Source organism: Brumimicrobium mesophilum (genome assembly GCF_003025005.1).
GTDB lineage: Bacteria > Bacteroidota > Bacteroidia > Flavobacteriales_D > Crocinitomicaceae > Brumimicrobium > Brumimicrobium mesophilum.
Genome location: NZ_PVSS01000005.1, coordinates 82,169 through 107,149, shown reverse-complemented (window position 1 = coordinate 107,149; position 24,981 = coordinate 82,169). Strand labels below are relative to the sequence as shown.

The following is a 24,981-nucleotide window of genomic DNA, read 5'->3' as shown; positions in this document are numbered from 1 at the left end:
TCCTCGATTTTCGGGATGCCTTGTGCTGTTTTTATGCATTTATACGCATCTGGTTCTTTTTTCTAACAAAATTTCGTAGTCTTGGCAACATCAAATAATATCGCTACAAGAATTAATTTCGCTTCTAGCAAAAGTGTTTTTGAATATCCTGACTTTTTGGATGTTCAACTAAAGTCGTTCCGTCAGTTTTTTCAACTTGAAACAACTCCTGAGAACCGTGAAAAGGAAGGTCTCTTTAAAGTTTTTTCTGAAAACTTTCCTATAACTGATACAAGAAATCAATTTGTCCTTGAGTTTCTGGACTATTTCATTGATCCGCCTCGCTACTCTATTGAAGAGTGTATCGAACGTGGATTAACGTATAGTGTTCCCCTTAAAGCAAAATTGAAACTTTATTGTACTGACCCTGAACATGAAGATTTTGAAACGATAGTTCAAGATGTTTATTTAGGTACAATTCCTTATATGACACCTAAAGGGTCATTTGTAGTGAATGGTGCTGAACGTGTTATAGTTTCTCAGTTACACCGTTCACCTGGTGTTTTCTTTGGTCAATCTAGACACGCAAATGGTACAAAATTATACTCTGCAAGAATTATCCCTTTTAAAGGATCTTGGATAGAGTTCGCAACTGACATTAATAATGTTATGTATGCATATATCGATCGTAAAAAGAAGCTTCCTGTTACAACTTTGTTCAGAGCTATCGGTTACGAAAGTGATAAAGACATTTTAGAGATTTTTGATCTAGCAGACGAAATTAAAGCGACTAAAGCTAATCTTAAGAAGGTTATTGGTCGTAAATTAGCTGCAAGAGTTCTTAAATCTTGGATTGAAGATTTCGTTGATGAGGATACAGGAGAAGTTGTATCTATTGAACGTAACGAAGTAATCTTAGATCGTGATACTGTTCTTGATAAGGACAATATTGAAGAAATAATTGATGCAGGAACTAAAACTATCATCCTTCATAAGGAAGATGTAAATTCTGCTGATTTTACTATTATATATAATACCCTACAAAAAGATACTGCAAATTCTGAAAAAGAAGCAGTTGAAGTAATCTATAGACAATTACGTAATGCTGAGCCGCCAGATATCGAAACTGCACGTAGTGTATTCGATAAATTGTTCTTCTCAGATACGCGTTATGACTTGGGTGAGGTAGGTCGTTTTAGAATCAATAAAAAACTTAAAATTTCTGACGATGAAGAGTCAAGAGTTTTAACTAAAAGTGATATAATTAAAATCATTAAGTATCTGATTGAGTTGATTAACTCAAAAGCAGAAGTTGATGATATTGACCACCTTTCTAATCGTCGTGTCAGAACTGTTGGTGAACAATTATTCTCTCAGTTTGGTGTTGGACTTGCCCGTATGGCTCGTACAATTCGTGAAAGAATGAACGTTAGAGATAATGAAGTATTTACTCCAATTGACTTAATCAACGCGAAAACACTTTCGTCTGTGATTAACTCATTTTTTGGAACGAATCAATTGTCTCAGTTTATGGATCAAACGAATCCACTTTCTGAGGTAACACACAAAAGACGTTTCTCTGCACTTGGGCCTGGTGGTCTTTCTAGAGAGCGTGCTGGATTTGAGGTACGTGATGTTCACTACACTCACTATGGTCGTCTTTGTACAATTGAAACTCCTGAGGGACCAAACATTGGTTTGATTTCATCTTTATGTGTATTTGCTAAAGTGAATAAGCTTGGTTTCATCGAAACTCCATATAGAAAAGTTATCGATGGAAAAGTTCAATTGAATGAAGAACCAATTTATTTATCTGCAGAAGAAGAGGATTCAATGATGATTGCGCAAGCAAATGCTCCTCTAAATGATGAAGGTGAATTCCTTGGAGATGTTGTTAAAGCTCGTGAGGAGGGAGACTTCCCAGTAGTTGAGCCAAAGCAAATTAACTTGATGGACGTTGGAGCAAATCAAATTGCTTCGATTGCGGCTTCTTCTATTCCATTCTTGGAACATGATGATGCCAACCGTGCATTGATGGGATCAAACATGCAGCGTCAAGCTCTTCCGTTATTGAAACCAGAATCTCCAATCGTAGGAACTGGAATCGAACGTTTAGTAGCTCGTGACTCTCGTGTATTGATTAATGCTGAAGGAAATGGTATTGTTGAATATGTTGATGCCAACGAAATTGTAATCAAATATGATCTTTCTGAAGAAGATGAGATTGTATCATTCGACGGAAATACTAAAACATACGTTTTAACTAAATTCAAGAAAACGAATCAAGGTTCAACAATGAACTTGAAACCTATTGTTAAAAAAGGTGATATCGTTGAAGAAGGACAAGTACTTTGTGAAGGTTATGCAACACAACAAGGTGAACTTGCTTTAGGACAAAATATGAAGGTTGCCTTCATGCCTTGGAAAGGATTTAACTTTGAGGATGCAATTGTGATTTCTGAGCGTGTAGTGCGCGAGGATGTATTCACTTCTGTTCACATTGATGAATATTCTTTAGAAGTGCGTGATACTAAACGTGGTATGGAAGAGCTAACAGCTGATATTCCTAACGTTAGTGAAGAAGCAACTAAAGATCTTGACGAACATGGATTAATCCGTATTGGTGCAGAGGTTAAAGAAGGAGATATTTTGATTGGTAAGATTACACCAAAAGGTGAAACGGACCCATCTCCAGAAGAAAAATTATTGCGTGCAATCTTTGGTGATAAAGCTGGTGATGTAAAAGATGCTTCTTTGAAAGCTGGACCTTCATTAAGAGGTGTAGTAATTAATAAGAAACTATTCTCTAGAGCAGTAAAAGATCGTAAAACTAAAGCTCAAGATAAACCTATTTTAGAAAATCTTGACACTGATTATGAGAAAGATTTAGCTGACCTAAAAGGTATTCTTGTTCAAAAATTATTGGTTATTCTAGAAGGTAAGAAATCTGCTGGTGTAACAAATAACTTTAGAGAAGAGATAATCAAAAAAGGGTCTAAATTCTCTGAGAAAGCTTTAAGTATTGTTGACTATGTTATAGTAAACCCTAGTAAATGGACTGAAGAAGAAGAAACTAACTCAATGATTCAGCGAGTTATTCATAACTTCACTATTAAGGCCAATGATTTATTAGGAAATTATAAGCGTAAAAAATTCCATATCTCTGTAGGAGATGAGTTACCTGCTGGAATCGTTAAATTGGCAAAAGTTTATTTAGCTAAGAAACGTAAATTGAAAGTAGGTGATAAGATGGCGGGTCGTCACGGAAATAAGGGTATTGTAGCGAACATTGTTCGTCAAGAAGATATGCCTTTCTTAGACGATGGTACTCCGGTAGATATCGTGTTGAACCCATTAGGGGTACCTTCACGTATGAACTTAGGTCAAATTTATGAAACTGTTCTTGGATGGGCAGGTCAGAAATTGAATGTTAAGTTTGCTACACCAATTTTTGATGGTGCTTTGCCTTCAGAAGTTGCTGAATACTGTGATAAAGCTGGAATTCCACGTGCAGGTAAGACATACTTGTATGATGGTGGAACAGGAGTACGTTTTGACCAACCTGCAACAGTAGGTGTAATCTATATGTTGAAATTATCTCACATGGTAGATGATAAAATGCATTCTCGTTCAATCGGACCATACTCTTTAATTACGCAACAGCCATTAGGTGGTAAGGCACTCTTCGGAGGTCAGCGTTTTGGAGAGATGGAGGTGTGGGCACTTGAGGCATTTGGTGCATCTAACATCCTACAAGAAATCTTGACTGTTAAATCTGATGATGTGAACGGAAGAGCTAAGGCTTACGAAGCAATCGTAAAAGGAGATAATCTCCCTACGCCTGGTATTCCTGAATCATTTAACGTTCTTCTTCATGAATTGAGAGGACTAGGATTGAATATCAAGATGGATTAATAGTCAAAGTTTAATTGAAAACACTTGTTTAAAATGGCGTATAAAAAAGATACTCAAAATACGGTGAAAGATTTTAATAAAATCACCATTTCATTGGCTTCTCCAGAATTAATTCTGGAGCAGTCAAGTGGAGAGGTTTTAAAGCCGGAAACGATAAACTACAGAACATATAAACCAGAAAGAGATGGTTTGTTTTGTGAACGTATTTTTGGACCTGTTAAGGACTATGAATGTCACTGTGGTAAATACAAACGTATTCGTTACAAAGGAATCGTTTGTGACCGTTGTGGTGTAGAAGTAACAGAGAAGAAAGTACGTCGTGAGCGCATGGGGCACATCCAATTGGTTGTTCCTGTAGCACACATCTGGTACTTTAGATCATTGCCAAATAAGATTGGTTATCTTTTAGGTCTTCCGACTAAAAAGCTTGATCAAATTATTTATTATGAAAGATATGTAGTTATTCAGTCTGGTCTTGCTAAAAATGCTGATGGGGAACCTTTAGATCAAATGCAATTCATTACTGAAGAGGAATATTTGGATATCCTTGATGAAATTCCTCAAGATAACCAATATTTGGATGACTCAGATCCTAATAAGTTTATCGCTAAGATGGGTGCGGAAGCACTTTATGACTTGCTGAAAGGTTTAGATCTTCACCAGTTATCTTACGATTTAAGACACAAAGCGAATCATGAAACTTCAATGCAACGTAAAAACGAAGCATTGAAACGTCTTCAAGTTGTTGAAGCAATGCGTGATTCTCAGGATAGAATTGAAAACCGTCCAGAATGGATGATTATCAAAGTTGTTCCTGTAACTCCACCAGAATTAAGACCATTAGTTCCTTTAGATGGAGGTCGTTTTGCAACATCGGATTTAAATGATTTATATAGAAGAGTAATTATCAGAAATAATCGTTTGAAGCGATTAATTGAAATTAAAGCTCCTGAAGTAATTTTACGTAATGAAAAACGTATGCTTCAAGAATCGGTAGATTCATTATTTGACAATTCTAGAAAATCTAGTGCTGTTAAAACTGAATCAAACAGACCTTTAAAATCTCTTTCTGATTCATTAAAAGGAAAGCAAGGTCGTTTCCGTCAAAACTTACTTGGTAAACGTGTGGATTATTCAGCACGTTCGGTAATTGTTGTTGGACCTTCTTTGAAACTTCACGAATGTGGACTTCCTAAAGATATGGCTGCAGAGCTATACAAACCATTTATCATTAGAAAACTAATTGAAAGAGGGATTGTTAAAACTGTAAAATCTGCAAAGAAAATAGTTGATAAGAAAGAAGCAATAGTATGGGATATTTTGGAGAACATTATTAAGTCGCATCCTGTGTTACTTAACCGTGCTCCTACGCTTCACCGTCTAGGTATTCAATCTTTCCAACCAAAATTAATTGAAGGAAAAGCGATTAGACTTCACCCATTAGTATGTACGGCATTCAACGCCGATTTTGATGGTGACCAGATGGCAGTTCACTTACCTTTAGGTAATGCTGCAATTCTTGAAGCTCAATTGTTAATGCTTTCTTCTCATAATATTTTGAATCCTGCGAATGGAGCTCCAATTGCTGTACCTTCACAGGATATGGTCTTGGGTCTATATTACATGACCAAAGGAAGAAAAACAGATGAGGATAGAGTAATGCTTGGTGAAGGATTAACATTCTATTCTCCTGAAGAGGTAAGAATCGCATTGAATGAAGGTCGTTTAGATTTACACGCTCACATCAAAGTTAAAACTGAAGTTTTAAATGAAGAAGGTGAACCAGTACTTAAGATTATTGAATCTACAGCTGGACGTGTAATATTTAATGAAATGGTTCCAAGAGAAGTTGGTTACATCAATGATGTATTGACTAAAAAAGCGCTTCGAGATATTATTGGAGGTGTATTGAAAATCTCAGGAACTTCACGTACTGTACAATTCTTAGATGATATTAAAACAGTTGGTTACGATATGGCCTTTAAAGGTGGACTATCTTTCAACTTGGATGATATTATTATACCAAAAGAAAAAGAAATTTTAGTTGATAAAGCGAATGTTAGTGTTGCCGAAGTTATGGACAACTACAACATGGGTCTTATTACTAATAATGAAAGATACAACCAGATTATTGATATCTGGACACGTACTAATTCTCGATTAACAAACACGTTAATGGAGCAGTTAAAAACGGATAAGCAAGGATTCAACTCAATTTATATGATGTTTGACTCTGGTGCACGTGGTTCTAAAGAGCAGATTCGTCAGCTTTCAGGAATGCGTGGTCTGATGGCAAAACCTCAGAAATCTGGAGCTTCAAGTCAAGAAATTATTGAAAATCCAATTCTTTCTAACTTTAAGGAAGGTTTATCTATTCTTGAATACTTTATCTCAACTCACGGTGCACGTAAAGGTCTTGCCGATACAGCATTGAAAACAGCTGATGCGGGTTATTTAACTCGTCGTTTGGTGGATGTTGCTCAAGATGTTGTAGTTAATGAATTTGATTGTGGTACTTTAAGAGGTATCGTTGCCGTTCCATTGAAGAAAAATGACGATATCGTTGAGCCATTATATGACAGAATTGTAGGGCGTAGTGCTGTGCATGATGTATTTGATGACAATGATGAGCTAATTGTTGAAGGTGGAGAATTGATTACTGAAGATATTGCTATTGCAATTGACAAAGCAGGAATCGATGAAGTAGAAATCCGTTCTGTACTTACTTGTGAGTTAAGAAGAGGAGTTTGTGCTAAATGTTACGGGCGTAACTTAGCAACTAACAGAGAAGCTCAAATTGGTGATGCCATTGGTGTAGTAGCTGCACAATCAATTGGTGAACCAGGTACACAGTTAACACTTCGTACATTCCACGTTGGGGGTACAGCTTCTAACATTGCGGATGAGAATGACTTGAAAGCGAAGGCTACAGGTAGATTGGAAATCGACGAGTTAAGAACAATCACGAAAGTTGATAAAGACGGAACACAAAGAGAAATCGTTGTTGGTCGTTCAGCTGAAATGAAAATTATTGATAAGAAAACTGGCCTTGCGGCAATGACATCAAATGTTCCTTATGGTGCTGAGATGGTTGCAGAAAATGGTGCGGAAATTTCTAAAGGTGATGTGATTTGTAAGTGGGATCCATACAACGCAGTAATTATTTCTGAATATAACGGTACTATCGAATTTGATAACGTTATTGAAGGTATTACTTACCGTGAAGAGGTCGATGAGCAAACAGGATTTACTGAAAAGGTAATTACTGAAACTAGAGATAAAAAGAAAAACCCAATTATCCTTATTAAGGATAAAAAAGGAGAAATCTTAAAATCATACCCTATTCCAGTAAACGCTCACGTTTCTGTAAAAGAAGGTGACGAAATGCAACAAGGGTATAGTTTAGTTAAGATTCCACGTGTTGGTGGAAAAGGGGGAGATATTACAGGGGGTCTACCTCGTATTACTGAGCTTTTCGAAGCACGTAACCCTTCTAACCCAGCAGTAGTTTCTGAAATCGATGGTATTGCTAGTTATGGTAAAATCAAACGTGGTAACCGTGAGGTAATCATTGAAGCTAAAACTGGAGAAACTAAGAAATACTTAGTTCCTTTGTCTAAGCACATACTTGTACAAGAGAACGATTTCGTTCGTGCTGGTCAATCTTTATCAGATGGAGCGATTACTCCAAAAGATATTTTGAATATTGAAGGACCAACAGCTGTTCAAGAATACATTGTTAATGAAGTACAAGAGGTATACCGTTTACAAGGTGTAAAGATCAATGATAAGCACTTTGAAGTAATCGTACGTCAGATGATGCTTAAAGTTGAGATTTCTGATGCTGGTGATACTAAATTCTTGGAAAATCAAGCTATTCATAAAGCTGATTTCATGGAGGAAAATGACCGTATATTTGGACAAATGGTTGTGACGGATGCTGGAGATTCACAAGAATTAAAAGCTGGTCAAATCGTTTCTTCTAGAAGATTACGTGATGAGAATACTCAATTGAAACGTGAAGACGCTAATTTGGTGGTCGCTCGTGAAGCAATTGCTGCAACATCTAAACCGATGTTACAAGGTATTACTCGTTCTTCTTTACAAACACAATCGTTTATCTCAGCTGCTTCTTTCCAAGAAACAACTAAGGTGCTTAACGAGGCTGCAATTGCAGGGAAAGAAGATCACTTATTAGGGTTGAAAGAAAACGTTATTGTTGGACATAAAATACCTGCAGGAACTGGTGTTAGAGTGTTCCAAGGTGTTAAGGTTTCTTCCGCTGCTAATTATGAAGAGAATTAATTATCTTTTAAAAAATAAATAATTTATAGGCTATCAATTTTTATTGATAGCCTTTTTTATTACCTTTATTATTATGGAAAATCAGAACGAAAAAGAAAATAAAATCAATATAGATTTATCAGAAGATATTGCGGATGGAGTGTACAGCAACTTAGCTTTAATTACACATTCCCCTTCAGAATTTGTATGTGATTTTGTACAAATGATGCCAGGAATGCCGAAGGCAAAAGTGAGATCACGCGTAATTATGACACCTGAAAATGCTAAACGACTTTTGAATGCTTTGCAAGATAATATACGCAAGTATGAAGAGAATGTTGGGAACATAAATACTGGTGGTTCTAACTTACCTCCTATTAATTTTGGAACTCCTCCCACAGAAGCATAATTAGATAATCATTAAAAATATAATATACATTTATCATGAGTAAATACGATGTAACAATCATTGGGTCAGGACCTGGTGGATATGTAGCAGCTATAAGATGTGCTCAATTAGGTATGAAAACAGCAATAATTGAAAAGTATGACACATTAGGTGGTACTTGTTTAAATGTTGGTTGTATTCCTTCTAAAGCATTATTGGATTCAAGTGAGCATTTTCATAATGCCAAGCATTCATTCGAAGATCACGGGATAATGTTGAATGACTTAAAGCCTGACTTCTTAAAAATGGTTGAGCGTAAAAATAAAGTTGTTGATCAAACATGTAGTGGAATTGATTTCTTGATGGACAAAAATAAAATTGATGTTCATCATGGAGTTGGATCTTTCGTTGATAAAAATACAATTAAGGTGGTTGATTCAGAAGGTAAAGAAACTGAATTGAAAACTGATAAAGCAATTATAGCTACAGGTTCTAAACCAAATTTCTTCAAAGGAATGGAGCCAGATAAGGACAGAATTATTACCTCAACAGAAGCACTTTCATTAAAGGAGATTCCTAAAAAAATGATTGTTATTGGGGGTGGAGTAATTGGTCTTGAATTAGGTTCAGTATATGCACGTTTAGGTACTGAAGTTGAAGTCGTTGAATTCGCAGATTCAATTATCCCAACCATGGATGAAACTATGGGGAAAGAATTAACACGTGTGTTGAAAAAGTTGAAAATGAAATTCAACATGAAGCACAAGGTTCAAAAGGTTGAGAATACTGGTAAAGGTGTAATTGTTACTGCCCTCGATAAAAAAGATAAGGAAGTTACTTTCGAAGCCGATTATTGTTTAGTAGCAGTAGGAAGAAAGCCTTATACTGAAGGTTTAGGATTAGATAATGTAGATATTAAAACTACTGATCGTGGACAGATTGATGTTAACGAAAATCTACAAACTTCAGTTGATAATATTTATGCAATTGGAGATGTAGTTCGTGGAGCGATGTTAGCACACAAAGCTGAAGAAGAAGGGACTTTTGTTGCTGAGAAAATGGCAGGGCAAATTCCTCATATTAATTATGATCTAATTCCTGGTGTTGTTTACACTTGGCCAGAAGTTGCATCTGTGGGTAAAACAGAACAAGAAGTTAAGGATTCAGGAGTGGAATACTCTACAGGTTCTTTCCCTATGAAAGCTTTGGGAAGATCAAGAGCGTCTGGTGATATTCAAGGGTTGGTTAAAATCATAACGAATAAAGAAACAGATGAAATTCTAGGTTTCCATATGATAGGCGCGCGTGCAGCGGATTTAATTATGGAAGGTGTTGTAGCAATGGAATATCGTGCTTCTGCAGAAGATTTAGTACGTATGTCCCATCCTCACCCTACATATTCTGAAGCAATTCGTGAAGCTGCAATGAATGCAACAGGTGACCGATCAATTCATATGTAAAAAAATGCTTATTTTTGAATAATTGAATGCCTCAAGTGACAAGCTTGAGGCATTTTTTATAATGTATTTATGAAGAATCAAGGAAATCGTATTGCTTATTTCTGCCCCTCATTAAGTTGGGGAGGATTAGAAATGACCCTGCTTAAAAATGCAAGTTGGATGAGGAATAAAGGTCATAACGTGATGATCATTGCTCAACATGGCAGTAGAATCCATCAAGAGTCCGAATTACTGGATATTGATGTGGATTTCGTACAGCAACATAGAAAGTACTATGATTTTATTAAAGCCTCTAGACTGGTTAAAATACTAAGGCAACATCAAATCACACATCTGGTCTTTAGAGATCCTAAAGATATGAGTATTTGTGCTTTGGCTAAAACTTTAATGTTTAACAAGTTGTTTTTAGCATATTTCACAGGGATGCAATTAGGGATTGCTAAACGAGATTTTTTGCATACCTTGAGATTTAGTAAGTTAGATCTCTGGTCCTGTCTTCTTCCGTGGTTGAAAAAGCAAGTTAATGAGTTAACACGTTTTCCAGAAGAAAAAACTAAAGTTATTCCCCCAGGTTTAGTTTTAAATAAATTTTTTAATGCTCCTTCTGCAAGTGAAGCTAAGGTGTTGTTAGCATTAGATGCAAATAAAAAATACATTGGTTTAGTAGGACGCTTTGATGAGCAAAAACGTCAACTTTTACTATTAGAAGCTTTTAGTAAAATTAAGAGTGAAATAGAACATAATCTTGTCTTTTTAGGAGAATCTACACATGGAGAATCAGATGCGTATTTTAATAAATTGAAAGATTTCGTAAGTCAAAATAACATGGAAAAAAGAGTTCACTTTGTTCCATTTAGAAATGATGTGGAAACCTTTTATGCGGCAATAGATGTTTTTGTTATGGCTACTAATTCTGAGACTTTTGGAATGGTTACTATAGAAGCAATGGCATCGGGGTGCAAAATAGTGGGAAGTAATAAAGGCGGTACTGTTGAGATTTTGAAGCATGGTGAATTGGGTGAACTTTTTGAGTCTGGTAATTCGGATGATTTAGCCAGCAAAATACTGATAGCGATAAATGATGAAAATTTCGATACCAATAGGAATAAAGAAGCGGCTAAGGAATACGACGCTGAGAAATTTTGCGATAATGTAGAAAAAGCGCTAGGGTTGTAAGTTTTTTAGAATTTGAACACCAAACCCTCCTTGAAAACGTTATGCTAATGGAATGAATCCTAGCTTGAGAATAATAATACTGTTTTTTATGCTTTTCACGGTATTGGCTTTGCCGTTGAGAAGTCAGACATCTAATTTTAGATGGAAAAAAATCCTGCCTCAAAATGATACCTTAGTTATTGATTCATTGACCATTTATCAAGGTAGTTTCAATGTGTTTTGTGGTGATTCTCTAGTCAGTCCATCTACCTATTTCTTCGATGGGAATAGTAGAAAATTTTCCTTTAAAGGTGAATGTAGTGATTCTTTACAATTAAGATATCGTGTATTCTCAATTGATTTCCAAAAACGTTTCCAAACAATAGATACTTCTATGATTTATCAAAATGTTGGGAAGGTAAACGATTTCTTTTATCAGAATGAAAGCAAACCACTTAATTTTTTCTCTGATGAAGGGATTAAAAAATCAGGTAGTATCTCTAGAGGTATTAGTTTTGGTAATTCACAAGACTTATCTGTAAATTCTACCTTAAATCTTCAATTATCTGGAGAAATTGCCCAAAACGTAAACATTTTAGCCACTGTTACAGATGATAATTTACCTATTCAACCAGACGGAAACACAAATCAAATCCAAGAATTTGATCAAGTTTTTATTCAACTTTATGGAAAAGAGTATAAAATAATTGCAGGAGATTTCTGGCTAAAAAAACCAACAGGTTACTTTATGAATTACAATAAACGGGCTCAAGGTTTATATGGTCAGTATTCTTGGGGAGATGAAAACTCAAAATGGACAGCACAAGGTGCTGGAGCACTCTCTAAAGGTAAGTTTTCAAGAAATGTGATTCAGGGGCTGGAGGGAAGCCAAGGGCCATATAGATTGCAGGGAAACGAAAATGAACCATTTATTATGGTGTTGTCGGGAACAGAAAGTGTTTACCTAGATGGTAGGCTATTGGAAAGAGGTCAAGAATTTGACTATACCATTAACTACAATAGCGCTGAATTAATTTTTACTCCACGCAATCAAATCACAAAGGATTCAAGAATTGTAGTTGAATTTCAATATACGGATCAAAATTATGCAAGATCTTTATTTCAAACCAGTATAAATTATGAAAGTGAGAATATTGATTTTTGGTTGAACATGTTTAGTGAGCAAGATGCTAAAAATCAATCGCTTCAACAAAAATTAAGCAATAGTGATAAGCTTTTGTTAACCGAAATTGGGGACAGCCTCGAGTTGGCAAGAACGAGCTCTTTAGACAGTATAGGGTTTGTAGATAATCAGGTAACTTATAAGTTGGTCGATTCTTTGGGAATTGATTCTATTCTGGTTTATTCGGTTAGTCCAGATTCAGCTTTTTACAGGGCTAGTTTTACAAATGTAGGGTTTGGAAATGGGAATTATATTTTTGATCGATTTACTGCAGTTGGACGTGTTTATCAATGGGTAGCTCCAATAGGAGGTGTTCCGCAAGGAGATTTTGAGCCTTCCAGATTAATTGTGACTCCTAAAAAGACTTCAATGGTTACAGCCGGAGTTAAATATCGATTAAATAAGAAGTGGGAAATGATGACAGAGCTGAGTACCTCCAATAATGATAAGAATACTTTTTCAAGAATTAATAACGATGACAACAGAGCTTTTGCTAATAAAACAACGATAGATGGATTGTTTAAACTGAGAGATGATTCTACCTCAAAATGGACGGCGTCAACAGGGTTAGATTTTGAATTTCGAACGAAGTATTTTAACGAAATTGAAAGATATCGTGGTGTCGAATTTGACAGAGATTGGAATGTTAGAAATCAAGATTATTCTGGTCAAGAGGTTTTAGCTAACCTTTCAGGAGGAATAAAACATGATGATTACGGAGGTGTAGAAGTACAAGCTCAGAACTACACATTAGGAAATGATTATCAGGGAAATCGAGCTCAAGTTCTAGGAGATTGGTCTAAGGATGGTTTTAAATCATCAATTGAAGGGAGTTATCTAAATGCAAATGCTGAAGGGAAAAATACCTTTCTTAGGCATAAAGCAAAAGTGAGTAAAGAGATTGGTAAGTTTAAGATTGGTTTCGAAGATGACCATGAATTGAATCAATTTCAATTAGGTGATACCTTACTTCAAACCAACTCCTACCAATGGTATGATTGGAAGGTTTACATCGCTAATGCAGATAGCTTAGAAAATAAATTTACTGTTTTTTATCAGGAAAGATACGATTGGAAAAGTGATTCTTCTCGTTTATCGAAGGCCGCTAAAGGAAGGAGTATTGGGGCAAACTATAATTGGGTGACCAACGAAACTTCAACTTTAACAACGCTCATGAGTTATCGTATGTTGGAAATTAAGGATGAACAATTGATTGACCAAGAACCTGAAAATACATTTTTAGGAAGAATAGATTATAGATTGAATTTATGGAAAAACGCATTGACTGCCAGTACATTTTATGAAGTGGGATCAGGACTGGAATTGAAAAAAGAATTTCTTTACATAGAAGTTAATGCAGGTCAGGGTGTTTATACTTGGATTGATTATAATGGAGATGGCGTTAAAGATTTGAATGAATTTGAAATTGCTCAATATCAAGATCAAGCAAAATATATTCGTGTTTTTACGCCAAGTAATGAATATGTAAGGACTTATTCTAATGAATTTAACCAGACTTTATTTTGGAGACCAGAGCGAATATGGAAAGGTAAAGGGAATTTTTTAAGAACGCTTTCTAGGTTTTCCAACCAAACGAGATTTCGAGTAAACAGAAAAATGTCTAACCAATCTGCAAGAACTTATAATCCATTAGACCAAGAAATAGCAGATACGAATTTGATTAGTTTTAATTCAACGATAAGGAATACTGTATTCTTCAATAGAACAAATCCAATATTTGCTGCAGATTATACTTACTCCAATATTGGTTCAAAAACTTTGTTGGCCAACGGGTTTGATGCACGAGATGTTAGCTTTAATGCGGTTTCTTTCAGGTGGAATGTATTGAGGAAATTTACCCTGAAATTTGAGGCTGAGCAAGGATTTAAATCTTCTTCGGCGGATTATACCTCTGGAAGAGATTATACGATTGATTATCATAATGTAAAACCTGAATTCGTTTACCAACCGAGTACAACTTTTCGATTGTCCTTATCAGGACGTTATGAAGAAAAGAGTAATAAGCCTGAGTTTGGTGGAGAAAAAGCTTTTATTGGTGATTTAGGCTTGGGGTTGAAATGGAATCAACTGGAGAAAGGTAGTCTTAATGCCGAAGTAAAAATTGTTTCTATTAATTATTCAGGAGTAGAAAACAGTGCATTATCGTACGAAATGTTGGAATCTTTAAAGCCTGGTAGGAATTATACCTGGAACTTAAATTATCAACGAAATATATCCACTAATTTGCAGATCAGTATTCAGTATAATGGACGTCAGTCAGAAGACAGTAAGACAATTCATTCTGGCGGAGTTGAAGTTCGAGCGTTTTTCTAAAAGCTTATTTTTTAAAAAAAAATACTGCCTCGATTGAGACAGCTTCAATTCCTTAAATCATTCGAAATATTTGAAACTATTTAATGATCTTAAATGTTTTGGCGCTAATTGCGGATCTAACATTTACAAAGTAAACTCCACTACTTACGTCAGCAACATTTATTTCAAGTTTACTTGAAGAATAAACGATTCTACATGCTGCCACTACTAGCTCTACAGATTCAAGTAATCCATTTTCATAAGTGATTCAATCAATTCTTGGTACAGAATGGATGAGCTCCAAAATGAGAAATGAGATAACCTGTATTGGGGATATGGACTTTTATCCGGTTTTATTTTTTCGAAATCTGATGAAGTTTTTTCGAAATGTTGCTTTCATGATTTGCTATTTAAAATTAGTTGAGTGCTCAGTGTTTATTTTATTTTTTTCTGTTAAATGATAGATAAATCAACCCTTTTGATGTGATGTTTAGCGCTTTTGATTTTTGGTTTGAATTAAATTAAAAGAGTGAAATTATCAACATTGGAATAAATCTCCCACTTTTTACCACAAGCTTAATTTTACTTATGTTTGCATCTATTACAACGATAGAGTAAAGAATATGTAACTTTTTAGTGTCTTTTATCGTAAATAGTTTTCAACACTTGTTTTAAAGTGGTAAAAAGTGGTAGATTTTCCATTATTTTTACGCATTATTAAAGAACATGGCAGGATTAGTAGGAGAATATGAAGTGAAATTGGATGCCAAAGGGCGTTTCTTATTTCCGTCTCATTTGAGAAGGCAACTTTCTCCTGCTGCCCAAGAAAGTTTTATGTTGAACAAAGGTTTTGAAGAGTGCTTGACGCTTTACCCAATGAATGAGTGGGAGAAGTTGAGTGAATCACTTTCCAAAATCAATTTGTTTAAACCGAAGAATCGAATGTTTTACCGATTGTTTCATCAAGGTGCAAAAGATGTGTCGCTTGATAAAACAGGACGTGTTTTGATTCCGACGTCACACATGGAGCGTGTCGGTCTGAATAAGGATGTAATGTTAATTGCATACAACGACCGAATAGAGATTTGGGATAAATCTACTTACTTCGAAATGATCGAAGGAAGCATGTCCGATTTTGCTGATTTAGCAGATGAAGTAATGGGTAATTTGGAAGATGGAGGAGAATAAAGATCAATACGAATATCACGTACCGGTAATGCTTCAAGAGTGCCTTGATGGGTTGGATATTAATCCAGATGGCATTTATATTGACCTTACTTTTGGAGGTGGTGGACATGCAAGAGAAATGTATAAATTACTTTCTGAAAAAGGGAAGTTAATTGTCTTTGACCAAGATGCTGATGCTAAGAAAAATGCTTGGTCAGCTCCAAATTTTCATTTTGTAGCTTCAAATTTTTCATTCTTGAAAAACCAATTGCGCATGCTTGGAATTTCTAAAGTTGATGGGATATTGGCTGATTTAGGGGTTTCTTCTCATCAATTTAATGAACCGGAAAGAGGGTTTAGTATTCGTTCTGACGAAAAGTTAGATATGCGAATGAATCAAAGGAGTGGTGATTCAGCATATGATGTTGTCAATAATTATTCTGAGGAGCAAATTATGACGATGGTAGGGAAGTATGGTGAGGTTAAGTCCCCACGTCGTATTGCTCAAGCCATTTGCTTAAAGCGCCAAAGTTCACCAATTGCGACAACTGGTCAATTGATTGCTGTTTTGGAGCCAATAGCTCCTAAGTTCAAAGAAAATAAATTTTATGCTCAAGTGTTTCAAGCAATTCGTATCGAGGTAAACGACGAAATGAATGTGTTGGAGAGAATGCTAGAGCAAACATCAGAGGTTTTAAAGCCTGGAGGAAGGTTGGTCGTAATGTCTTATCATTCTTTAGAAGATCGATTGGTTAAGAATTATATAAAAAGTGGAAGTTTTTCTGGAAAAGTTGAAAAGGACTTTTTTGGAAATATCTTGAAGCCATTCAAAGGAATTTCTAGAAAGCCTTTAATAGCGAATGAAGAGGAATTAGAGCGTAATTCTAGAGCAAGAAGTGCGAAGTTGAGAGTAGCAGAGAGAAATGAAGGGGAATAATTATATATCAGATTCGCAAAAGGACGCAAAAACGACAAAAAAGAAAAAGAGTCGTTTTGCTACTGCTAGCAGAAAACAATCGCAATCATTGGTGCAAATCATGAATGGCGATTTTTTGACTAGGGACTTTGTGTTGAATAATTTGATTTACATCTTCTTTGTGATTTTCCTAATGATTTTAATGGTGTCAAAGGGATATTATGTGAATCAATTGTCAAATGATATTGCCAAAGAGGAGAAGGCTGTTGGTGATATTACTGCCGATTATGTTGAGACAAAGGCAAAATTGGAAGAATTGACAAGAAGAACCCAAATGATTGAAAAGTTAAAGCCTTTAGGATTGAAGGAGACTATAAATCCAACAAAGGTGATTAGAATTAAAAACGAGAAAGAGAATTAATAGTCAGATGAAATTGCCAAAAGCTGTCATAATAAGAACATACTTGATCTACTTTTTAGTAGTCATTGCTATGCTTGTGGTAATAGGAAAAACTTTTTCTATTATTATAGATGGTCGCGACAATATTTTTACAACAACTTCTGATAAACTTCAGCAGCGTTCAGCGAATGTAGAGCCTAGAAGAGGTGAGATTTTAGATGCTCATTTAAATCCGTTGGTTACTTCAGTTTCGTTTTATGATATTTATATGGATCCTTTAACTGTGAAAGATGAAGTATGGACGAAAGGAATTGGAGGTTTAAGTGTTGGCTTGTCTAAGTTGTTTAAGGATAAAACAGCTAGGGAATATGAAGAGTATTTACGAGAAGCCCGTGCAAGAAAAAGAAGATATGTCCTTATCCAAAAGAAAGTAACAAATGAAGTGAGGAAAAAATTGCGTGAATTACCAATTTTTGAAAAAGGAAGATTTAAAGGTGGGATTATAGATAACAACGCAACAATAATTAGAAAAAGGCCAAATGATGATCTGCTAGCCCGTACTTTAGGTTATGTAAAGCATAATGAAAATGATACTTTACTTGTTGGCCTAGAAGGGGCTTATAATAAATATTTATCTGGTCAAAACGGAGTAATTGTTGAGCAAAAAATTTCTCATTCATGGAAGCCAACGGGAACAGTTGTTCGAGAAGCAATTAACGGTTATGATGTAGTGACTTCGATTGACAAAGATATTCAAGAGGTAGCGCACACAGAGCTAGAAAATCAATTGAAAAACCTAGGAGGTAGATATGGCTGTGTGGTTGTGATGGATGTGAAAACCGGCTTTGTTAAAGCAATGGTAAACCTTGAGAAAATAGGAGATAGACAATATGGTGAAGTTTATAATCATGCTATCGGAACGCGTGAAGTTCCAGGTTCAACTATGAAGTTGGCTTCTTTGATGGCTGCACTGGAGGATGGAAAAATCAAAATGACGGATACTGTTAATGCGGTAGGTAAATACCAGTTTTTCGACAGAAGTTTACGTGATTCTCGTGCATGGGGTTATGGTAAAATCACAATTAAGGAGGCTTTTGAGAAGTCTTCAAACGTTATTTCCAAAGTAATATTTGATAGTTACAGAAACGAACCTCAACGTTACATCGATAGAATGAAGCAATTTGGTTTAACGGACAGAACAGGTATTAATATTAAAGGGGAGGTTGACCCTACTTATTCAACTCCAGGAAGTTCACAATGGTGGGGTGGTTCTTTGGCTTGGTTATCTATAGGGTATGAATTTCAATTAACACCTCTTGAATTGCTTGCTTTTTATAACGCTGTAGCAAACGACGGAAAATATATGAAGCCTCAGTTTGTGACACAGGTTATCAACAATAGAAAAGTAATAGAAGAATTTGAACCGGTTGTCGTGCATGAAAGAATTAGTAGCCAAGCGACAATTGATTTAATGAAAGAAGCATTAGAAGGAGTCGTGGTAAATGGGACAGGTAAGAAGTTAGGGTCTAATTTCTTCAGAATTTCAGGAAAAACAGGAACTGCTCAAATTGCAAATAGAAATCAAGGTTACGGTGCTAAAGGGGAGAAGAAATACATTGCATCTTTTGCAGGATTCTTCCCATCTGATGATCCAATATACTCATGTATAGTAGTTGTAGCTGCTCCAACAGATGATATTTATGGTGCTTCTGTGTCGGGAACAGTATTTTCTGCAATTGCCAATAAGGTTTATGCATCAAGTTATAATTACCATAAGGCCGTTAATGAAAACCCTTCTATAGCTAGTCTTCCTTATGTTCAAAACGGGAGTAGATATGATATAAATACTGTTTTGAATCGTTTTCAGGTTAAAAAAGATTTTAAAGGAAGTCAAAGTTGGGTAACAACTAAATCGAGAGGAGGTAATTCAGTTTCCTTTACTGATTATACCCTAAAAAAGAATCGAATTCCTGATGTTAAGGGAATGGGATTGATTGATGCGATGTATTTATTGGAAAAACAAGGCATGATTGTCCATTCGGAAGGATACGGAACTGTAGTAAAGCAATCTTTGGCAGCTGGTACAAAATCGGCTCCAGGTGGAGTTATTGAATTGAAATTAAAACCTTATTAGAAAGTGAAAAGTGTACGCGACATATTATATGGAAGTTCCATAAAAGAAGTAGTGGGAACAACTGCAACTGAAATCGAACAAATTGTTTTTGACTCAAGAGAAGTCAATGATAACGATTTGTTTGTGGCTATAAAAGGAGCTGCGGTAGATGGTCATAAATTTATTGATAAAGCTATTGAAAAAGGAGCTACAACTATAATTTGTGAAGATAAGCCAAGCGATTTAAAAGCTGGAATCAACTATGTTGTTGTTGACGATGCACATAAAACACTTTCTGTTTTAGCAAATAACTTTTATGACCAGCCGTCTAAGAAGATTAAGCTAATTGGAATTACTGGGACGAACGGGAAAACAACAACAACCACTTTGTTATATAACCTTTTTATGAAAATGGGTATTCCTGTAGGTTTGATTTCAACGGTTGTAAATAAGATCAACGACATATCAATTCCAACAGAAAGAACGACTCCTGATGCGGTAAGTTTAAATAAGTTACTTGATGAAATGGTGAATGCAGGTTGTGAATATTGCTTTATGGAAGTGAGTTCTCATGCAATTCACCAACACAGAACAAGTAATTTACAGTTTGCTGGTGGTGCTTTTACAAACATCACACATGAGCATTTAGATTACCACAACACATTTAAGGAATATATTAACGTTAAGAAGAAATTCTTTGATGAATTACCTTCTTCAGCTTTTGCAATTACAAATGCTGACGATAAAAATGGAGATGTGATGCTTCAAAATACTAAGGCTCATAAGGTTACTTATGGTTTGAAAGGTGTCGCAGAATATAAGGCCAAGGTTTTGGAAAATAACTTTTCTGGTTTGGTGCTTTCTATTAATGGAACAGAATTATATACGCAATTGATAGGCGATTTTAACGCTTACAACCTTCTTTTGGTTTATGCAATAGCAGATCAATTAGTAGAGAATCCATTGGAAGTGATGCGTGTAATGTCGGAACTAAAATCGGTAGAAGGTCGTTTCGAATACTTCAAAAGTGAAACAGGAGTAATTGGAATTGTAGATTATGCCCATACACCTGATGCCCTGGAGAATGTACTCAAAACGATAAAAAATATCCGTACTGGAAACGAAACAGTTTTTTCTTTGATAGGCTGTGGCGGTGATCGTGATAGAACAAAACGTCCAACAATGGCTGCGATTGGTTGTGAATTGAGTGATAAGTTGATTTTAACATCTGACAATCCAAGAACTGAAGATCCTGAAGCAATCATTGAGGAAATGATGACGGGTGTTGGTGGTGAACATTTCAAAAAAACCATCAGCATAACCAATAGGAAAGAAGCAATTAAAACGGCTTGTAGTATGGCAGAATCAGGTGATATTATTTTAATCGCTGGAAAAGGCCATGAAACATATCAAGAAATTAACGGAGTAAAACATGACTTCGATGATTTAGAAATATTAAAAGAATTACTAATCAAATTTGAGAAATAATGCTGTACTATTTATTTAATTACTTAGATACATTCGATATTCCAGGGGCTGGATTATTTAACTTTATTTCCTTTAGAGCGGGAATGGCGTTAATCTTTTCATTGATTATTTCTGTTCTTTTTGGAAACAAATTGATTAACGTTTTGCGCAAAATGCAAATGGGAGAAAATGTTAGAGATTTAGGTTTAAAAGGGCAGAAAGAGAAAGAAGGAACGCCAACAATGGGTGGATTGATTATCATTGGTGCGATTTTAATTCCAACCTTACTTTTCGCAAAACTGCATAATGTTTATGTTTTAACAATGATAATTGCAACCGTTTGGTTAGGGATTATTGGTTTTCTTGATGACTACTTGAAAGTACTGAAGAAAAACAAAGACGGTCTGGCTGGACGTTTCAAGGTTGTAGGTCAAATTGGTGTTGGAATCATCGTGGGGGCTATGCTGTTTTTTCATCCTGATGTTAAAGTTCACAAAGAAGTTTCAGCGCAATATGAGTTGAAAACAGGTGAAACTTTTGTAACAGAATCACACAGAAATGCGCCAGGAGAAACCACACAATGGATTGAAACACGTGATATGACAACGACAATTCCTTTTGTGAAAAACAATGAAATCAACTACAATTGGTTTTTAGGAGAAGATTCAAGGTCTTGGGGTTGGTTAATTTTCATTCCAATCGTAATCTTTATAGTTATTGCCGTTTCAAATGGAGCTAATATGACCGATGGATTGGATGGACTTGCGACTGGGACTTCGGCAATTATAGGAATTGCCTTAGCTGTTTTAGCTTATGTAAGTGCTCACGTTCAATTCGCAGACTATTTGGACGTAATGTATATCCCGTATGCGGAGGAACTCGTGATTTTTATTTCAGCATTCGTAGGTGCATGTATAGGTTTTTTGTGGTACAACGCTTATCCGGCGAAAGTATTTATGGGAGATACAGGAAGTTTAGCAATTGGGGGGATTATCGCAGTTTTTGCAATAGCGATTCGTAAAGAACTATTAATTCCTGTTTTATGCGGAGTTTTCTTGGTTGAAAACCTGTCTGTAATTCTTCAGGTTGGATGGTTTAAAATCACAAAGAAAAAATTTGGAGAAGGAAGAAGGATTTTCTTGATGGCACCTTTGCATCATCATTACCAGAAAAAAGGAATGCACGAAGCAAAAATCGTAGCGCGTTTCTGGATTGTTGGAATTTTATTGGCCGTAATTACAATCGTTACCTTGAAACTAAGATAAGTGGAAACGAATAAACAAAATATCGTGATTTTGGGTGCTGGCGAAAGTGGAGTCGGAGCTGCGTTATTGGCGCAAGTTAAAGGCTATGATGTATTCGTTAGTGATGCTGGTAAAATCAAGGATAAATTTAAATCAGAGCTGAATGAAAATTCCATTGCTTGGGAAGAGGGAGGTCATACAATGTCTAAGGTTTTGGCTGCGGATGAGGTGATCAAAAGTCCTGGAATTCCAAACAGTAGTAAATTAATAAAGGAGATTCTTGATGCGGGCTTAAGACCAATTTGTGATGTTGAATTCGCAGCGAGATACACAAAAGCAAAGTTAATTGCTATTACTGGGAGTAACGGAAAAACGACAACCACATATTTGGTTAACCATGTGTTTAATGGTGGGGGATTAAAATCTGAAATGGCTGGAAATGTGGGTGTGAGTTTGGCCAGAAGCGTAATAAAAGATGAGTCAGATTATTATGTAATCGAATTAAGTTCTTTCCAATTGGAAGACATGTACGAATTTAAGGCTGATATCGCAATTCTATTGAATATTACTCCAGATCATTTAGATCGCTATAATGAGAGTATTACAGAATATGGCAAAGCGAAAATGAGAATTATTCAAAATCAGACAGCAAATGATGTTTTTATCTATAATGCTGATGATAAAGAGATTAAGAAACAATTAAAAACGCATAAGATTAATGCGCAAACCCTTCCTTTTTCATTAAAGGATGAAACTGTTGAAGGAGGGTTTTATAGAGACGAAGATCAAACAATAACAATAAATAATATATTAACTATGTCGATTCATGATTTAGCCTTAAAAGGCAAGCACAACGTTCAAAATTCTTTAGTAGCCGGAATTTCTGGAAGATTAGTTGAATTACGTAAGGAGAATATCCGTGAAAGTTTAGCTGACTTCACTAACGTAGAACACCGTTTAGAATTTGTAGCAAAAGTAAATGGAATTGAATTTATCAACGATTCAAAAGCAACAAATATCAATTCTACTTGGTATGCCTTGGAAAGTATGCACAACCCAACAGTTTGGATAGTTGGTGGTGTGGATAAGGGAAATGACTACGAAGAATTAATTCCTTTGGTTCAAGAAAAAGTAAAAGCAATTGTATGTCTTGGAAAAGATAATTCAAAAATTATTGAAGCATTTTCAGGAATAGTGGATACAATTATCGAAACACAATCTCCAGTTGAAGCAGTTGGTTTTGGATATCAATTTGCTAAAAAGGATGAAACTGTATTGTTGTCGCCAGCTTGTGCTAGTTTTGATTTGTTTGAAAACTATGAAGACCGTGGTCAGCAATTTAAAAACGCTGTTCGTTCACTTTAATTTTTTTTAGATGAAAAGTTCGACAGAAGATTTAATTAGGGTAGCTCGTGGGAATGCAATGGAGGATTTTAAACTTCGTTTCATGCAAAAGTGGTACGGTAATAAACCTTGTTTTCATTACAAAGAGATAAATCTTTCAAATGAATTAAATGAACTTTTAATTACAAAACATCCTTCTATATGGTTTTTTTCAAATTCTGAAGAAGTAGATTTGGAAGATAAAATATGGGAAAAGAAAGAACTACATAATTTTTTGATTTTTGATTGGATCGATGAAGGAATTGAGTCCATGGAAAATGTCGAAATAAAAACTTGGTTAGAGAACAATATTAAAACAGCTATGAAATTGTTTGAATCGGACCAAGATGATTTAGTTCTGTGTTATCATGAAGGTACGCTTCCTTCCTCTAATGAATGGAGAAGTCATTTTGAAAAACAACTTAAGGTTTAATTATTACTAGGTGCAAAATATATTCAAATATCTAAAAGGAGACAAAGTAATTTGGATCGTCACAATTCTATTTTTAGGGTTGTCGATGGTTAGTGTCTACAGTTTTGTGCCTATTTTGGTTAAAACAGAAGGGGGAAGGCCATTTAGCTATTTGTTTAAGCATACGATTTATATTGTTATTGGTTTTTTAGCTATGTTTTGGGTTCATCGACAGGATCCAAAATACTTTGAGAAATTATCTAAATTTATTTTTATTGTTGCAGTGGCACTATTGATTTTCACCTTCTTTTTTGGGGTGCGTGTTAATGATGCTTCGCGTTGGGTAAGGGTTCCTATTATTGGGCTTACCTTCCAAAGTTCAGATTTTGCGAGGCTGGCTTTGGTTATTTTACTTTCTCGTCGCTTAGTTACAAAACAAGATAGTTTTGACTCTTGGAAAAGCAGTTTGCTCTCTATTGTAGGTCCAATTCTATTGATTTGTTTATTGATCGCAAAGGATAATTTTTCTACTTCTGCCATAATTTTTATGGTGAGTTTGTTGCTTTTGTTTGTAGGGAAATTTCCTATGACAAAAATATTTACGGTTATTGGGAGTGGTGCAGTTTTGGCTGGAGGACTCATTTTGACTCATATTGCACTGCCTGCTGCTAATCTTTTACCTCGTTTTGATACATGGGTTAACCGATTTTTTAAAGCCTATGGTGAAGAAGGTGCTTCAGTTGAAAATATGCAGGCCATCAATGCTAAGTTGGCAATTCACAATGGTGGTTATACAGGCGTCGGAGTAGGTGATGGTGATTTGAAACATTACACTCCAGAAGCTTATGCCGATTTTTATTATTCCTCATTCGTTGAAGAGTTTGGACTCATAAGTGCGATTTTATTGATTTTCATGTACCTTATTTTGTTCTACCGTATCTTAAAAGTGGGCTTGAATTCTAAAAATTTATTTGAAACTTATCTTTCTGTAGGGATAGGGCTTTTGCTATTATCTCAAGCAATGATTAATATGTTTGTTTGTACTGGAATAATGCCTGTTACAGGTCAGAATATGCCCTTTCTCGCAATGGGTGGTTCGGCGATGGTAATGAGTTGTGTTTCTTTGGGTATTGTGTTGAGTATTTCTCGTAAAACTGATGCTAAAGGTAAATCTTTGAATTCAAATACTAAATCGGAATAAT

General features: G+C 35.4%; 16 protein-coding genes. 15 read left to right on the top strand and 1 reads right to left on the bottom strand.

The features are described 5' to 3' along the window. Positions 1-81: 81 nt before the first annotated feature. From rpoB to C6368_RS06460, 6 genes are all read left to right on the top strand, one after another. Positions 82-3,894 (top strand): DNA-directed RNA polymerase subunit beta, encoded by a 3,813-nt coding sequence (gene rpoB / locus C6368_RS06485; RefSeq protein WP_107038381.1) that lies wholly within the window; start codon positions 82-84, stop codon positions 3,892-3,894. A 33-nt stretch (positions 3,895-3,927) separates the two neighbouring features. Beyond that, positions 3,928-8,199, top strand: a complete 4,272-nt coding sequence (gene rpoC / locus C6368_RS06480; RefSeq protein WP_107038380.1) for a DNA-directed RNA polymerase subunit beta' — start codon at positions 3,928-3,930, stop codon at positions 8,197-8,199. A 73-nt stretch (positions 8,200-8,272) separates the two neighbouring features. Further along, on the top strand, positions 8,273-8,587 hold the full coding sequence (locus C6368_RS06475) for a DUF3467 domain-containing protein (RefSeq protein ID WP_107038379.1): 315 nt from the start codon (positions 8,273-8,275) through the stop codon (positions 8,585-8,587). A gap of 35 nt (positions 8,588-8,622) precedes the next feature. After that, entirely contained in the window at positions 8,623-10,026 is a 1,404-nt protein-coding gene (lpdA, locus tag C6368_RS06470) for a dihydrolipoyl dehydrogenase (protein ID WP_107038378.1), read from the top strand. 69 nt (positions 10,027-10,095) lie between these two features. Further along, on the top strand, positions 10,096-11,202 hold the full coding sequence (locus C6368_RS06465) for a glycosyltransferase family 4 protein (RefSeq protein WP_107038377.1): 1,107 nt from the start codon (positions 10,096-10,098) through the stop codon (positions 11,200-11,202). Between the two features lie 88 nt (positions 11,203-11,290). Continuing rightward, positions 11,291-14,698 carry a hypothetical protein gene (locus tag C6368_RS06460; RefSeq protein WP_107038376.1) on the top strand — a complete coding sequence of 1,136 codons (3,408 nt, stop codon included), beginning with the start codon at positions 11,291-11,293 and terminating at the stop codon, positions 14,696-14,698. A 76-nt stretch (positions 14,699-14,774) separates the two neighbouring features. Here the strand turns inward: C6368_RS06460 and C6368_RS17625 are convergent, their stop codons facing one another. Continuing rightward, positions 14,775-14,903, bottom strand: coding sequence for a T9SS type A sorting domain-containing protein (locus tag C6368_RS17625; RefSeq protein WP_159038475.1), 129 nt, complete (start codon positions 14,901-14,903; stop codon positions 14,775-14,777). Positions 14,904-15,403: 500 nt separating this feature from the next. Here C6368_RS17625 and mraZ point away from each other — a divergent pair, with 500 nt between their 5' ends. The 9 genes from mraZ to C6368_RS06410 are packed head-to-tail and all read left to right on the top strand — an operon-like array spanning position 15,404 to position 24,980. Beyond that, positions 15,404-15,865 (top strand): division/cell wall cluster transcriptional repressor MraZ, encoded by a 462-nt coding sequence (gene mraZ, locus C6368_RS06450; protein WP_107038374.1) that lies wholly within the window; start codon positions 15,404-15,406, stop codon positions 15,863-15,865. Further along, positions 15,852-16,781 (top strand): 16S rRNA (cytosine(1402)-N(4))-methyltransferase RsmH, encoded by a 930-nt coding sequence (rsmH, locus tag C6368_RS06445; protein WP_107038373.1) that lies wholly within the window; start codon positions 15,852-15,854, stop codon positions 16,779-16,781. Before mraZ ends, rsmH begins: the two co-directional genes overlap by 14 nt. Beyond that, the gene (locus tag C6368_RS06440) at positions 16,768-17,181 is read left to right on the top strand and encodes an FtsL-like putative cell division protein (protein ID WP_107038372.1); all 414 of its coding nucleotides are present in this window, start codon (positions 16,768-16,770) and stop codon (positions 17,179-17,181) included. Before rsmH ends, C6368_RS06440 begins: the two co-directional genes overlap by 14 nt. A 7-nt stretch (positions 17,182-17,188) precedes the next feature. Further along, positions 17,189-19,294 (top strand): penicillin-binding protein, encoded by a 2,106-nt coding sequence (locus C6368_RS06435; RefSeq protein ID WP_107038371.1) that lies wholly within the window; start codon positions 17,189-17,191, stop codon positions 19,292-19,294. Between the two features lie 3 nt (positions 19,295-19,297). Next, positions 19,298-20,761, top strand: a complete 1,464-nt coding sequence (locus tag C6368_RS06430; protein WP_107038370.1) for a UDP-N-acetylmuramoyl-L-alanyl-D-glutamate--2,6-diaminopimelate ligase — start codon at positions 19,298-19,300, stop codon at positions 20,759-20,761. After that, a complete protein-coding gene (gene mraY / locus C6368_RS06425; protein WP_107038369.1) occupies positions 20,761-22,005 on the top strand; it encodes a phospho-N-acetylmuramoyl-pentapeptide-transferase in 1,245 nt (414 codons plus the stop codon). Before C6368_RS06430 ends, mraY begins: the two co-directional genes overlap by 1 nt. Further along, complete coding sequence (murD, locus tag C6368_RS06420; RefSeq protein ID WP_107038368.1) at positions 22,006-23,349, top strand: UDP-N-acetylmuramoyl-L-alanine--D-glutamate ligase; 1,344 nt, start codon at positions 22,006-22,008, stop codon at positions 23,347-23,349. A gap of 10 nt (positions 23,350-23,359) precedes the next feature. Beyond that, positions 23,360-23,800, top strand: a complete 441-nt coding sequence (locus C6368_RS06415; RefSeq protein ID WP_107038367.1) for a hypothetical protein — start codon at positions 23,360-23,362, stop codon at positions 23,798-23,800. A 10-nt stretch (positions 23,801-23,810) separates the two neighbouring features. Next, positions 23,811-24,980, top strand: a complete 1,170-nt coding sequence (locus C6368_RS06410) for an FtsW/RodA/SpoVE family cell cycle protein (RefSeq protein WP_159038474.1) — start codon at positions 23,811-23,813, stop codon at positions 24,978-24,980. Position 24,981: the final 1 nt, after the last annotated feature.

What these genes read in the sequence shown, in the direction of transcription:
- rpoC (WP_107038380.1), top strand. Translation starts at nt 3,928, where the DNA reads ATGGCGTATAAAAAAGATACTCAAAATACGGTGAAAGATTTTAATAAA.
- C6368_RS06475 (WP_107038379.1), top strand. Translation starts at nt 8,273, where the DNA reads ATGGAAAATCAGAACGAAAAAGAAAATAAAATCAATATAGATTTATCA.
- lpdA (WP_107038378.1), top strand. Translation starts at nt 8,623, where the DNA reads ATGAGTAAATACGATGTAACAATCATTGGGTCAGGACCTGGTGGATAT.
- C6368_RS06465 (WP_107038377.1), top strand. Translation starts at nt 10,096, where the DNA reads ATGAAGAATCAAGGAAATCGTATTGCTTATTTCTGCCCCTCATTAAGT.
- C6368_RS06460 (WP_107038376.1), top strand. Translation starts at nt 11,291, where the DNA reads ATGCTTTTCACGGTATTGGCTTTGCCGTTGAGAAGTCAGACATCTAAT.
- mraZ (WP_107038374.1), top strand. Translation starts at nt 15,404, where the DNA reads ATGGCAGGATTAGTAGGAGAATATGAAGTGAAATTGGATGCCAAAGGG.
- rsmH (WP_107038373.1), top strand. Translation starts at nt 15,852, where the DNA reads ATGGAGGAGAATAAAGATCAATACGAATATCACGTACCGGTAATGCTT.
- C6368_RS06440 (WP_107038372.1), top strand. Translation starts at nt 16,768, where the DNA reads ATGAAGGGGAATAATTATATATCAGATTCGCAAAAGGACGCAAAAACG.
- C6368_RS06435 (WP_107038371.1), top strand. Translation starts at nt 17,189, where the DNA reads ATGAAATTGCCAAAAGCTGTCATAATAAGAACATACTTGATCTACTTT.
- mraY (WP_107038369.1), top strand. Translation starts at nt 20,761, where the DNA reads ATGCTGTACTATTTATTTAATTACTTAGATACATTCGATATTCCAGGG.
- C6368_RS06415 (WP_107038367.1), top strand. Translation starts at nt 23,360, where the DNA reads ATGAAAAGTTCGACAGAAGATTTAATTAGGGTAGCTCGTGGGAATGCA.